This window comes from Leptotrichia sp. oral taxon 221 (genome assembly GCF_018128245.1).
GTDB lineage: Bacteria > Fusobacteriota > Fusobacteriia > Fusobacteriales > Leptotrichiaceae > JABCPH02.
Genome location: NZ_CP072378.1, coordinates 845,753 through 860,133 on the forward strand (window position 1 = coordinate 845,753; position 14,381 = coordinate 860,133).

The window sequence follows — 14,381 nt, forward strand, 5'->3', positions numbered from 1 at the left end:
CAATGTTCATTAACCAAAAAAGAAAAAAGTTATATTAATAAAAGTTTATAAATTGTTTATAAATTAAATATGAAGGAGAAAAAATGGATATAAAAAAATTAGATAAAAAATGGTGGAAAAAAGAAGTTGGATATCAAATTTATCCAAGAAGTTTTTATGATAGCAATAACGATGGAATTGGAGATTTGAATGGAATTACAGAGAAATTAGATTATTTGAAGAATTTGGGGATAACGCTTATTTGGGTTTGTCCAATTTTTAAGTCGCCAATGGATGACAATGGATATGATATTTCAGATTATTATGATGTGAATCCTGAATTCGGGACAAAGGAAGATTTGGAAAAATTGATTGCAGAGGCCGAAAAAAGAGGGATAAAAGTAATTTTAGATTTGGTAATTAATCATACTTCTGATGAGCACGAGTGGTTTTTGGAAGCATTGAAAAATCCTGAAAGCAAGTACAGAAATTACTATATTTTCAAAAGAGGAGAAAATGGATTGCCACCAACAAACTGGAGATCACATTTTGGAGGTTCTGCTTGGGAAAAAGTTGAAGGAGAAGCTGATGAAAATGGAAATGAAATGTACTATTTGCATTTATTTACAAAAAAACAGCCTGACTTAAATTGGGAAAATCCTGAAGTTAGGAAAGAGCTTTACAAAATGGTAAATTATTGGCTTGAAAAGGGAATTGCTGGATTTAGAGTTGATGCGATTAATTCGATAAAAAAAGATGCAAGATATTTGGATTTGCCAGTTGATGGAGCGGATGGAATGGCATACAATGTGGAATATACTTTGAATCAGACTGGAATTGAAGAGTTTTTAAGCGAATTGGCAAAAGAAACTTTCAAAAAATATAATGCGATGACTGTTGCGGAAACTCCAATGCTTGAGTATGAAAGATACAATGATTTCATTGGAGATGATGGATTTTTTACAATGATTTTTGATTTTAGCTATACGGATTTAGATATGATAAAAGACGGATTTTATTATTCATTGAGAGATATTCCAACAATAGAGCTTAGGGATGCTATTTTTGAAAGTCAGTTGACTCAGCAAAAATATGGATGGGGAGCACCATTTTTAGAAAATCACGATTTGCCAAGAAGTTTGAATAAATTTTTTGGTGAAAAAGCGAATGAAACAAATGCAAAATTGTTAGCAAATGTATTTTTCTTCTTGCGAGGAACACCATTTATTTATCAAGGTCAAGAAATTGGGATGGATAATTTTGTGAGAAATGATATTTCTGAATTTGATGATATTGCAAGTAAAGACCAATATCAACGGGCTTTAGGAGAAGGATTTTCATCTGAAGAAGCATTATATTTTGTAAATAAACGAAGCCGTGACAATTCAAGAACGCCTATGCAATGGGGTAACAGCAAAAATGCTGGTTTTTCAAAAGATGAAAACTCAAAATCATGGATAAAATTAACAGGAAGCCAAGCCACAACAAATGTAGCAGACCAAATAAATGACAAAGATTCAATTTTTTCACATTACAAAAAAATGATTGATTTGAGACAAAATGGGAAATATTCAGATTGCTTGACTTTTGGTGATTTTATTTCTGTTCCGTTGGAGAATGAAAAAATTATTGCTTATGTGAGAAAATATGGGAATCAAAAAGTTCTTTGTATTAGTAATTTTTCTGAGTTGAAACAAGAAGTTAAATTAAGTGAAATTGCAAAAGCTCTTGGAGAAAAAGAAATTAAAATTGGAGAGATTTTGATTAATAATTTTGATGGGTTTGAAAAAGATGGAGAGAAAGTTGTTTTTGAAGGGTTTCAAAGTTTGTTAGTAGAGATTTTATAAAAAATATGAACTGCACCTAAAAGATTATTTGTAATTTAGAAGGTGTAGTTTTTTTATATCTTTAAAAGAAGTTGTCACTGTTATAATTTTGGTTGTCAAAACAAGCTTTTTCATAAATTTTCTAATAGTATAAAATATGTCCTTTAAAAAAATTTTATAAAGAGTAGATTTAAAAAATATGACTACAATTGTTAAGTTTTTTTTATTAAAATGTAATTTAAATCAAATATTATGAGGATATAATATAACAGATTTAGTTTTTATACTAATTGATCACAAATAATTATTAAATTAAAATTTTAAGGAGGTATAAAAAATGAAAAAATTTTTCCTATTAATGAGTTTTTTTACTTCTATGGTAGCTTATGCAAGAGCTGGAGAAATAGGAACTAAAACATTTGAAAATGTTACAGGTTATTGTGAAAATGGTAAATTAACAAGTTATAAACCGACAATAACAGGTAGTAAACGTTTTTATATAAGAATGATATATCCATTATGCAGAATAGATGGTTTAAGATATAGAAATATAAAATTTTCATATGTTACTAATGGAGAATTTAGCAACAAGGAGGAACTTAATGATGCTATAAATTATTTAAAAAATATAAACTTAGATGGCTATAATATTGATATTAATTATGATAATAGAACAATTTATACAAGATTAGATTATTAAGTAGCAAGATGTAAGGATAAATTATAATGGAGTAAAAATTTTAGGAGTATGTTTTATAAATTTTTGAGAGTATTTAAAAATTTATATTACATTACTCCTAAAGTATATTTTTTTTTGCTTGATATATCGCATAATTTTTAGTTTTATTGAATTATCTAGTTTATTCAATTGTTTTTCTGCTTTTTCTCTGATAATGACTTTATATTTCATCTTCCAAGCCCATTTTTTTTACTAAATCGTCAAATGAAATTGCTTTTTCCTTGTTTGCTTTATATTCTTCATAAGCCTCAACAGCCAATTTGTAGTCTTCTTCATCTTCGATTTTTTCAAGAATTAAATCTAACATTACCTGGTTTAAGTTGATATTATTTTCCTTAACATAGTTATTTATTTTATTTTCTTTGTCAGGATTAGCATTTATAGAAACGGTTATCATCGATTTCACACCTTTTCTTGTTGTTTTAATTAATAAAATTTTAACATAAAAGATAATAAAAAGTAGCGAAAATATTTAATTAAATTATTTTATTTTAATACCTTCCAATTCCAACAAAAATCGCTTAATATGAAGTCCCCCGCCATAACCAACCAATTTTCCATCTGCACCAATCACACGATGACATGGAATAAAAATAGCAATTTTATTTCGATTATTTGCCATTCCAACTGCACGAACAGCTTTTGGATTGTTAATTGTGATTGCAATATCTTTGTAAGAACGAGTTTCACCATAAGGAATTTTTTCAAGAGCACTCCAAACAGAAATTTGAAATGGTGTTCCTTCTTTCAAAAGTGGCAAATCAAAATTTTTTCGTTTTTTTTCAAAATATTCAAAAAGTTGTTTTTTCGCTTGTTTAATCAGTTCAGTTTCACAAATTTGAAAATCATTTTCTTTTTTTAAATTTTCAAAATCAGATTCCCAAGTCAAATCTGTAATGTGAGAGTCATCTTCTGTTGTAGCAATCCCAATTTTTCCAATCGGAGTGTTTGTCTCATAAAAATAGATGTTATTTTTCATTGTTTTTACCTCTTAATTTTCATTTATAAAACTACTTTAAAACTAAACTCAAAAGTTATGTCTACTTACTCAAAATCCGAATTTATACAATTTTAGTAGTTTGGTTTTAAATAGGTTCAAATATATAATTAATTAAAAAAATTAACTTCAAATTACAAAAAATTTTTCATGAATTATTCTCTCTCAAATTTTACTTCAAACTCTTTTCCAAAAAACGCAATTCCAATTTTTAAAATATTGTCAATTCCAGCATTTTTCAAAATTGAAGTATACTCTTTTTCTTCAATTTGATTTAGTGCAACTTCACATTCACTTAACAATTTTTCGTGAATCTTTTCTGAATTTAATTTCAAATTATCTATATTTATTGCTTTTAATTCAATGATAATTCCTTCTTTTCTTTCAAAAATATTTTTAGGTTTCAAAAGTAAATCATATCGACCTTTTCCTGAAAAATTATTTGATGAAATTTCATATTCGTTTTTTAACATTAAGATTAGTCCTAACATTAATCCATGATAAAACTGCTCTTTATAAATTCCAATTACATCAAAAATACCAATATTTTCTAATAAGATTTTATTCAATTCAAATTTAAATTTTTCAATGTTTCCAGTTGTAAGTGCATCAGTCATATCTAGAAAGGTTTCAGAATCTTTGAAATAAATTTCGATAAACATTTCTGAAAACATTTCTAGAATTTCTTTGTTTGGAATTTTAATACTAGCATTTTTTTTCATCACATCATACTTATCAGCCAAAGTCAAATATCCGCTATGAAAAAATAGATTCCAAATATTTTTTCCAAAATTAGTTTTCAAATTTTCAAAAGTCATATTGTTGTTTATTCTTTTAAGAATACTTTCTTTATTTAATAATTTTGAAAAATCGTCAAAAACATCATTTTTCAATTTTTGGAGATATAATTTGATTAATTCATTTCCACTTGTATTTACCCAGTAAGATTTTAAATTTCCACGATTTAAAAAATTAATAATCGACCAAGGATTATAAATTTTTTTTTCGCCAAATAAATATCCATTGTACCATTTTTGAACATCATTTAATTCATATTTTAAGTCAAAATCTTCAAGAGATTTTTCAACTTCATTTTCCATAATTCCAAAGTATTCTGTAAATTCATCATCTAAAATTGTGTGAACTTCCAAATTATTCAATCCCGAAAAGACATTTTCCTTTGCAACTCGTAATATTCCAGTTAAAATTTCCATTTCTAAATAATTATTATCTTTCAAAACTTTTCCATAAAATGCTTTAAAAAACGCAATACATTTCTCATAATTTCCTTTTATATAGGAATCAATTATCGGCTGGTCGTATTCATCTATTAAAACAACAACTTTTTTTCCAGAAATTTCATACAAATATCTAGTCAAATTAAATAAAGAATTAATCCAGTCAGCATTATCTTTTTTCAGCCAAATAGCATCAAAATCTGCCAAGTCACTTTGATTTAAATTATCTCTTATCAAATAAAATTCGTTATACAGCAATTTTATTTCATTTTTAATTGTGTTAAATCCACTTTCCCAGTTTTCTGAATCATAATTTTTAAAAGAAATAGAGATTACAAAGAAATTCCCTTGTTTTTCAAAATATTCACTTTTAGAAATTTCTAAATTTTCGAATAATTTTCTATTTTCGTCTTTATTTTTAATGTCAAAAAAGTACTTTAACATCGAAATATTTAAAGTTTTTCCAAATCTTCTCGGACGAGTAAATAATTTAACTTTAGAGCCATCTTCTAAAATATTTTCTATAAATTTTGTTTTATCAAAATAGTAGTAGTTATTTTCGATAATCTCTTTAAAATCAGATATTCCAATTGGTAATTTTTTTCTTTTGCGATTTCCCATCTTCATTACTCCTCCTTTTTATTTATAAATAATTTTATTGTTTTAACTAAGTGAATATATTATAATATGAATTGTAGAAAAAGTAAATTATTTGGTTGTTACAAAATAGTTTTGAATTTATAAAATAGATTGTATAGTGAACTACAATAACTTTAGAATAAAATAAAAGGATTATATTTATTATTGTAATTTGAAAAGTAAAAGGGAGTAAAAAAATGAATTTATTTGATGAAGTATATGAAAATAAGAAGCCACTTGCGTTTAGATATCGTCCGAAAAGTTTGGATGATTTTTATGGTCAGGAAAAATTGGTTGGGAAAAATGGAATTTTGAGGAAGATTATTGAGCGTGGAAATTTTATGAATGCGATTTTTTGGGGAGCACCTGGGACGGGGAAGACGACTCTTGCGGAAATTGTTGCTGAAAAAATGAATTATCATTATGAATATTTGAATGCGATAAAGGCGTCTGTGACTGATATAAAGGACATTTCTGATAAGGCACACAACAGATTTCGTACGAACGGACAGCAGACACTTTTGTTTTTGGATGAGATTCATAGATTTAATAAGTTGCAGCAGGATTCACTTTTGCAGGATTTGGAAAATGGGAATATTATTTTAATTGGAGCTACGACTGAAAATCCTTATTATAATTTGAATAATGCGTTGTTATCACGATGTATGGCATTTGAATTTAAAAAATTGAGTGAAAAAGATTTGCTTAAAATTTTGAAAAATATTAATGAAAAAGAGAAAATTGGAATTTCAGATGAGATTTTAAAATATATTTCAGAAATTATTGAAGGAGATGCGAGACAGGCTATAAATATTTTGGAATTGATTACGAATGTTGGGGTGGATTTTACTCTTGATGAAGTGAAGGAAGTGTTGAATACGAAAAAGTCTTATCACAAGACGGAAGACAAGTATAATACGGTTTCTGCGATGATAAAAAGTATTCGTGGGAGTGATCCTGATGCGGCGATTTATTGGATGGCAAAAATGCTTTCTGGCGGCGAAGATATTTTGTATATTGCTAGAAGGCTTGTAATTTTGGCTTCTGAAGATATCGGACTTGCAAATCCACAGGCGTTACCAATTGCGGTGTCTGGACTTAATGCGGTAAAGGAGATTGGAATGCCAGAAGCAAGAATAATTCTTTCGGAAGTTGCAATTTATTTAGCGATTTCTCCAAAGAGTAATTCAGCTTATAATGCGATAAATTCAGCACTTAGTCACGTTGAGAATGAAAAAATTCAAGATGTGCCAACTCATCTTACAAAAGTTGGGAAAAAAGATTATAAATATCCTCATAACTATGAAAATCATTATGTTAATCAGGTTTACATGAATGAAAAAATCAAGTTTTATAAGTTTGGAGAGAATAAGTTTGAGAGAGCGGCTAAGGAGTATTTTAAGAAAATTAAAAATGAAAATATATAAATAAAAAAATAATTTGACTATCAAAATAAATTGTGATACAATGAGCTATATGAAATTTTTTTCATATTTCTAAATTATTTTAATAAAAATAGCAAGAAGTCTAGAAAGTTTATTAAATAAGGATTTCTTGCTACATAAAATTATATTAAATTAATAGTTTTTTAGTTCAAATTGAGAAAAATTTATTTTGTAGGAGGAATTTTTGATGGAAAAGATGAGAAAGAGTAGAATTAAAAAAAACAGGAGTTTCAAGTTTGTTGTAATGATGATTGGTATGTTGATGTTTGTGATATCGTGCGGAGGAAATGTTCGAAAAAATGCTAGTAAAGATGAAATTGTAGCAGCTAATTTTCGTGATATTAGAGATTTGAATCCACATAATTATGCAGGTGAGCTTTATGCGCAGAATATTTTGTATGAAGGACTCGTGTCAATTAATAAGGATGGGAGTATAGCACCACAATTGGCTGAAAAATGGGAAATTTCAAAAGATGGAAAAGAGTATACATTTCATCTTAGAAAAAATGTTGTGTTTTCAGATGGAGAAAAGTTTGATGCGAAGGCTGTAAAAGCGAATTTTGATGCAATTATGGAAAATAAAGATAGACACGGATGGCTTGAAAGTGTACGTTTATTTAATGGATTTGAAACACCAGATGATTATACATTTAAAATTAAATTGAAAGAACCTTATTATCCGATGTTGATTGAGCTTGGTTCAATTCGTCCGTTTAGATTTATTTCGCCAAAAGCTATGAAAAATGGTAAGAGTACGAAAAATGGAGTTGACAAGTATGTTGGAACTGGACCATATGTTTTAAAATCGAATAAAACTGATGAAGAAGCAGTTTTTGAGGTAAATGAAAAATATTGGGGGAAAAAACCAGCAATTAAGACAATTCGTGTAAAAGTTATTCCTGAAGAGCAAACAAGAGCATTGGCACTTGAAAAAGGGGATATTGATATAGTATTTGGACGTGATATGATTGATAGTGAATCATTTAAAAAATTTAAAGATAAAAAAGGATTTTCAGCTATAATGTCTGAACCAGTTGCGACTAGAATGATGCTTATAAACACTACTAAAGGTGCTTTAAAGGATAAAAATGTAAGAAAAGCGTTACAACATGTTTTGGATAAGAAAGAAATTTCAGAAGGAATTTTTGAAGGAACAGAGACACCAGCTGATTCAATTCTTGCAAAAACAGTTCCATATGCAAATATTGATGTGCCGGTTTACAATTATTCATTAGATGAAGCGAAAAAATTGTTGGATGCTGCTGGTTGGGTTCAAGGTGCTGATGGGAAAAGACAGAAAGATGGTAAACCATTAGTAATTACATTAAATTATAATGCGGATAGTGTTAGTGAAAAATCAATTTCTGAATATTTTGGACAACAATTAGCTAAAATTGGAGTAGAATTGAAAACTATTGGGGAAGAAGAGCAATCGTATAGAGATAGAATGAAAAAAGGTGATTTTGATATCGTATTTAATATTTCGTGGGGAATTCCATATGATCCGCAATCATTTCTTGGTGGTATGAGAAAACCTGTTTATGGAGATTTTGCAGCACAACAAGGATTGCCAGAAAAAGCGAAAATTGATGAATCAATTTTAAAAGGATTGAAAACTACGAGTGAGTCTGAAAGAGCAGAATTATTTAAATATGTATTGACAACTTTACAAGATGAAGCTGTTTACATTCCAGTAACTTACGAAACAAATAGAGCGATTTTCAATGATAGAGTAAAAGATGTTACATTTGGAACATCATTATACGAAGTTCCTTATTATTCAATGAATTTAAAATAAAATAAATTTGTATCTGGTATATTTGGAAAATTTGAATATACAGATTAATATTAGGCTTGTTCGGTAATTTCAAAAAATTAAAAAGTTTTGGTTATCGAATAAGTTTGTTTAAAGTAAAATGTTAAAGAGAAATTTTTTAAAATAGAATTTGAAAAATTTAGAAAGGGAAGTTTATTAGATGAAAAAATATATAATAAAACGGATTTTAATATCAATTCCTTTAATTATCGGGATTACATTTATTGCATTTTGTTTGATAAATTTAATTCCGTCAGATCCAGCAGAAGTGGCTTTGCGTGTGAATGATATTACTCCGACACAAGCTGATATTCAGAAAATGCGTGAATTACTTGGATTAAATAGACCGTTTTTTTTACGGTATTTTGATTGGCTTTGGAAGAGTTTGCATTTTGATTTTGGAATTTCATATGTGAATACAAATAGAAAAGTTACTGATGAAATTGCTAGAAGTTTACCTGTAACATTAAAATTGGCGGGGATTTCGCTTGTGATGATATTTGGAATGAGTATTCCAATTGGAGTGCTTTGTGCGATTAAGAAAAATAGCTTTTTTGATAAAATAACTAGAGTGATTGTATTTTTAGGAACTGCAATTCCAGATTATTGGTTATCTCTTATACTTTTATCAATTTTTGCATTAAAACTTAATATATTTCCAATTAGCGGAGTTGGTTCGATTTCAGGCTATATTTTACCTGCGTTTGCATTAAGTATGAGCTATATTTCGACGTATATTCGGTTGATTCGGACAAATATGATTGAAACATTGGAGAAAGATCATATTTATTATGCGAAGGTTAGAGGACTTTCAAAAAAATCAATAATTTTTAAACATGCGTTGAAAAATTCTATTCATTCGTCATTGAATGCACTTGGAATGAGTGTTGTAAAATTAGTTGCTGGAACATTTATAATTGAAAATATTTTTGTGTTGCCAGGAATTGGGCGACTTTGTGTACAAGCGATATTTGGGAGAGATTATCCGATAATACAGGCATATGTGCTAATTATGGGAGTTTTGTTTGTCGTGTGTAATTTAATTGTGGATGTTGTGAGTTGTTATATTGATCCAAGAATTGCAGAGAAAGAGGTGTAAAATGAAAAAAATATTGAAGGATAAAGTGGCGTTAATGTGTTTAATTATACTTGCAATAATTATACTTTTAGGAATTTTTGCACCAATTATTTCAAGTTACAATCCGCTTGAAGGAAGTCTCACTCAAAAATTTAAAAGTCCATCATTAAAACATCTTTTAGGAACAGACTATTTAGGAAGAGATACGTTTACAAGATTAATTTATGGAGTGAGAACAACTTTATTTTTATCAGTTGCGACAATGATTCCAACCATTTTAATAGGATTAATTGTGGGACTTATTTCAGGATATTTTCGAGGAATTATTGATGAAATTCTTATGAGATTTTGTGATGTAATGATGTCATTTCCAAGCCAAGTAATGATTTTAGCTATAATTGGGGCCTTGGGAGTAGGAATAAGAAATGTAATTATTGCGAATATTGTTGTAAAATGGATGTGGTATGCGAGAATGATTCGTGGAAATGTAATTCGTCAAAATGATAAAAATTATATTCTTTTTTCAAAAGTAATTGGAGCGAAGACACCATATATTCTTAAAAAGCACATTATTCCACTTATAATGCCAGAATTAATTGTATTAATTACGTTAGATATGGGTTGGATGATTTTGAGCATTTCAACTTTATCTTTTTTAGGATTGGGAGTGCAGCCACCAGTTCCAGAATGGGGAGCAATGCTTAGTGAGGCTAAAAATGTAATTAGCACAAGACCAGAACAAATGCTAATTCCAGGACTTGCTATTGTAATAACAGTTGCAGCTTTTAATTTATTAGGAGATAGTTTTAAGGATAATCAATAAAGGAGTTTTGACAAGATGAATATACTAGAAGTTAAAAATCTGGAAGTAATTCTAAAAAAAAATAATAAAAAAATTATAAAAAATATTAGTTTCTCGATAGAAAAAAATAGCTGTGTTGGGATTCTTGGAGAAAGTGGAAGTGGTAAAAGTATTACCTGTAAGTCAATTTTAAATATACTGAATGATAATTTTAATATTAATGGAGAAATTATTTTTGATGGGAAAAATTTAATTAATTATACAGAAAAAGAAATGAAAAATATCCGAGGTAAACAAATTTGCATGATTTTACAAAATCCAATGACTTCATTTGATCCACTATTTACAATTCAAAATCAAATGGTTGAAACTTTTTTGGAGCATTTGAATATTTCAGCTAAAGACGCACTAGAGTTGGCGAAGGAATCGTTAGAAAAAATGAGAATGAAGGACATTGATGTTGTTTTGAAAAAATATCCGCATGAATTGAGTGGTGGAATGTTGCAAAGAGTGATGATTGCAATAGCAATTGCATTGAAACCGAAGTTGATAATAGCTGATGAACCGACGACAGCAATAGATTCTCTTAATCAAAAAGATATTATTGAAGAATTTAAAATATTGAAAAATGAAATAAATGTGTCGATTCTATTTGTAACGCATGATTTGGGAGTTTTGTCTTATTTGGCAGATAAATTAATTGTTATGCAAAATGGAGAAATTGTTGAAAGTGGAACGACAGCTGAAATAATAAATAATCACAGTCATGAACATACAAATTTTTTAATTGAAACTCGAAGAGCTTTGATGAAAAAGTTTAAAGAAGTGGCTGATTGGATATCGAATGAAGGTGAGAATTAAATTTATGAGTAAAGAAATAAAAAATGAAAATAACATTTTACTGAAAGTTCTAAATATTAAAAAAAGTTATACGCAGAAAAAATTTCTAAAAAAATCTGTGAAAATAGTATTAAATGATGTTTCACTTTCATTGGAGCAAGGAAAATGTGTTGGAATTATTGGAGAAAGTGGGAGTGGCAAAAGTACGCTTGGAAGGATAATTACTGGGATTGAGAAGGCAGATTCTGGTGTAGTCGAATTTGAAGGGAAAAATATTCACCAAAAAGAAAATAGAAATATGAAAAATGATATTAGTGTTGTTTTTCAAAATTATGTTTCGTCGGTAAATCCTAGATTTTCAGTTGCTCAGATTATTGCTGAACCATTAATAATTAGTTCTCAAGTGAATAGAAGTAAAATTGATAAAAATAAGATAGACGAAGAAGTGAAAAAATTGATAAAAATTGTGGGACTTTCAGAGGAATTTTTGGAAAGGTTTCCACATGAATTGAGTGGTGGGCAACTTCAAAGAGTTTGTATAGCACGGGCAATTGTGACAAAGCCGAAGTTTATTTTGTTGGATGAAGCTGTTAGTTCTCTAGATGTTTCTACACAAGTTGAGATTTTAGATTTATTACAAAAGTTGAAAAAAGAGTATAATTTATCATACATTTTTATAACTCACGATTTATTGACGATAACTTATATTTGTGATAGTGTAATATTTTTTAAAGATGGAAAAATTGAAGAAAAAATTGATGATATACGGAACTTGAAAAATATTAAAAAAGATTATTCGAAAAAATTATTGGAGGCGGTAATAGAATTTTGATGAAAAAGAAAAATATAAATTTGGAAAGTTATAGAAATTGGGAGTACTTGAAGTTAGCATTAGGGTTTACGTTATCGACATTGACGACGCCACTGTTAAATTCTGTCGATACTGCAGTTGTAGGGAACTTGCCAAATCCAGTATTTATCGGTGGAGTTACGCTTGGAGGAACGATTTTTAATACGATTTATTGGCTATTTGGATTTTTGCGTGTAAGTACATCAGGATACTCAGCAAAAGCTTTTGGGGAAAAGAATAAGAGTGAAGAAATTACAGCTTTAATCCGTCCTGCGATAATTTCAGTTTTAATCGGAATGTTTTTCGTTCTTTTTCAAAAAGTTATTTTATGGGGATTTTCAAACTTTTTTGATGCTGAAAAAGAAATAACGAAATATCTAGAAATTTATTTCAATATTTTAATATGGGGGGCACCTTTTGTACTACTAAATTACACATTTTTAGGCTGGATAATGGGACGAAAAGAAATCAAAAAGTGCTTAATCTTACAACTTTTAACAAATGTCACAAATATTATGTTAGATTTATATTTTGTAAAAGTTTTAAAAATGGATGTTGCTGGAGTAGCAATTGCAACCTTGGTTTCACAAATATTAACGACTATTTTATCAATATTAATAATTTTGAGAACTTTTTCTATAAAAGAAATTTTTAGTAATATTGATTTAAAGAAAATTTTAGAAAAGTCAGAAATAAAAAAAGTTGGAGCAGTAAATTTTAACTTAGTGATTAGAACACTTTGTCTTTTAATAACAACAAATTTATTTCTTGAAAAAGCGGCACATAGTGGAAAAATAGTACTAGCAGCTAATTCGATATTATTCCAAATTCAATATTTAATTGCATATATTTTTGATGGTTTTGCAAATGCTTCAAGTGTTTTTTCAGGAATAGCGATTGGTGAGAAAAATTTTTCAAAATTAAAGTGGACACTAAAAAAGTCAATAAATTCAAGTATTGCTATTTCTATATTTTTAAGTATTGTAATTATAATATTTGATGAAAGTTTTTTGATGTTTTATACAAAAAATATTGAAGTTATACAAATTACAAATCAATATAAAATTTGGATAATTATTTTTCCGTTAGTTGTGAGTTTTGGATTGGTTGTATACGGTAATTTTACTGGAGTGATGGAAACAAAATATATTAAAAAATCGATGTTACAAGCATTAATTGTATTTTTGATTTTTTATTTTTTAGCAACAGAAATTTATCAAAATCACGGACTGTGGCTATCATTTTTGGCTTTTTCTCTTTCAAGGTCAGTATTTTTAATGAGATATGTAAAAAGATTTCTAAAAAAATATGAAAATTTATTAATTGTGTCAGAACATTTGTAACTATAGTTATGTGAGATTCAAAAAAAAAATTTTAAATATGGAGAAATCAAAGATAAAAAATAAATTTGAAATATAAAACTAAAAAATTAGTTAATTTTATTCGTTTTCTATGAAAAATCATTACAAATTTATAATTGAATTAACAGAAATATAGAGTATACTCTTACTGAAGTAAATTATGAAGAAGAGAGGATGATAGTTATGAAACTATTGAAAAAATCTATGTTAGTATTATCTGTAATGACTTTAGTTGGAGGAATGGCTTTCGCTGCAGCACCTAAAAATAGAAAAAAAGCGCCTGCTAGAAAAACAGTTGCTAAAAAAGTTGTTGCAAAAAGACCTGCAGCAGAATCATACACTTGTGGAGCTGAAAGAATAACAGTTACTTATCCAACAACAAAAACTGCAAAAGTAGTAACAAAAGCTGGAAAAGTTTATAACTTAAATGTAGCAGTTTCAGGAAGTGGAGCAAGATATGTTTCTAAACGTGGAGATATAGAATTCTTTAAAGGTGGAAAAGACGCTATCTATAGAGGACCTAATAATATTGAAAAATCTTGCACAAGAAGATAATTACAGAAAAGTAAGAATGTAAAATTCTAATAAAAGTTTTTTACTTTTGAAATTCAAGAAATAATTTATGATAAAAACATAATTGACAGATCATACTGAAAAAGTAAGATTTGAAAATTATGTTTTTTTATTTTTAAAATTTCTAAATAATTGATTGAAAAAAAGTACAAAAGATGTTAGAATTCTAGTAAAGAGAAATTATTATTTTTGCAATAA

13 protein-coding genes are annotated in these 14,381 nt (G+C 27.9%); 10 read left to right on the top strand and 3 right to left on the bottom strand.

The features are described 5' to 3' along the window. Positions 1-83: 83 nt before the first annotated feature. Together J4863_RS03700 and J4863_RS03705 are read left to right on the top strand one after the other, a co-directional pair. Entirely contained in the window at positions 84-1,826 is a 1,743-nt protein-coding gene (locus tag J4863_RS03700) for an alpha-glucosidase (RefSeq protein ID WP_211619118.1), read from the top strand. 316 nt (positions 1,827-2,142) lie between these two features. Further along, positions 2,143-2,505 carry a hypothetical protein gene (locus J4863_RS03705; protein ID WP_211619119.1) on the top strand — a complete coding sequence of 121 codons (363 nt, stop codon included), beginning with the start codon at positions 2,143-2,145 and terminating at the stop codon, positions 2,503-2,505. Positions 2,506-2,704: 199 nt separating this feature from the next. Here J4863_RS03705 and relB read toward each other — a convergent pair whose 3' ends face one another. The 3 genes from relB to J4863_RS03720 form a co-directional block, all read right to left on the bottom strand. After that, entirely contained in the window at positions 2,705-2,941 is a 237-nt protein-coding gene (relB, locus tag J4863_RS03710) for a type II toxin-antitoxin system RelB family antitoxin (protein ID WP_211619120.1), read from the bottom strand. An 84-nt stretch (positions 2,942-3,025) separates the two neighbouring features. Next, positions 3,026-3,523: a methylated-DNA--[protein]-cysteine S-methyltransferase gene (locus J4863_RS03715; protein WP_211619121.1), complete on the bottom strand. Its 498-nt coding sequence runs from the start codon at positions 3,521-3,523 to the stop codon at positions 3,026-3,028. Between the two features lie 173 nt (positions 3,524-3,696). Then, entirely contained in the window at positions 3,697-5,400 is a 1,704-nt protein-coding gene (locus J4863_RS03720; protein ID WP_211619122.1) for an AAA family ATPase, read from the bottom strand. A 215-nt stretch (positions 5,401-5,615) separates the two neighbouring features. Between J4863_RS03720 and J4863_RS03725 the strand changes: the two genes are divergently transcribed. The 8 genes from J4863_RS03725 to J4863_RS03760 all read left to right on the top strand — a co-directional run bounded on the left by J4863_RS03725 (position 5,616) and on the right by J4863_RS03760 (position 14,165). After that, positions 5,616-6,845 carry a replication-associated recombination protein A gene (locus J4863_RS03725; RefSeq protein ID WP_211619123.1) on the top strand — a complete coding sequence of 410 codons (1,230 nt, stop codon included), beginning with the start codon at positions 5,616-5,618 and terminating at the stop codon, positions 6,843-6,845. Between the two features lie 205 nt (positions 6,846-7,050). Continuing rightward, positions 7,051-8,661 carry a nickel ABC transporter substrate-binding protein gene (gene nikA, locus J4863_RS03730; protein WP_249111570.1) on the top strand — a complete coding sequence of 537 codons (1,611 nt, stop codon included), beginning with the start codon at positions 7,051-7,053 and terminating at the stop codon, positions 8,659-8,661. A gap of 178 nt (positions 8,662-8,839) precedes the next feature. After that, positions 8,840-9,778, top strand: a complete 939-nt coding sequence (gene opp1B, locus J4863_RS03735; protein WP_211619124.1) for a nickel/cobalt ABC transporter permease — start codon at positions 8,840-8,842, stop codon at positions 9,776-9,778. Between the two features lies 1 nt (position 9,779). After that, positions 9,780-10,580, top strand: coding sequence for a nickel/cobalt ABC transporter permease (gene opp1C / locus J4863_RS03740; protein WP_211619125.1), 801 nt, complete (start codon positions 9,780-9,782; stop codon positions 10,578-10,580). 15 nt (positions 10,581-10,595) lie between these two features. Next, complete coding sequence (locus J4863_RS03745) at positions 10,596-11,420, top strand: ABC transporter ATP-binding protein (RefSeq protein WP_211619126.1); 825 nt, start codon at positions 10,596-10,598, stop codon at positions 11,418-11,420. Positions 11,421-11,424: 4 nt separating this feature from the next. Next, on the top strand, positions 11,425-12,231 hold the full coding sequence (locus tag J4863_RS03750; RefSeq protein WP_211619127.1) for an ABC transporter ATP-binding protein: 807 nt from the start codon (positions 11,425-11,427) through the stop codon (positions 12,229-12,231). Further along, the gene (locus J4863_RS03755) at positions 12,231-13,592 is read left to right on the top strand and encodes an MATE family efflux transporter (protein WP_211619308.1); all 1,362 of its coding nucleotides are present in this window, start codon (positions 12,231-12,233) and stop codon (positions 13,590-13,592) included. Before J4863_RS03750 ends, J4863_RS03755 begins: the two co-directional genes overlap by 1 nt. Before the next feature lie 201 nt (positions 13,593-13,793). Next, a complete protein-coding gene (locus J4863_RS03760) occupies positions 13,794-14,165 on the top strand; it encodes an MliC family protein (RefSeq protein ID WP_211619128.1) in 372 nt (123 codons plus the stop codon). Positions 14,166-14,381: the final 216 nt, after the last annotated feature.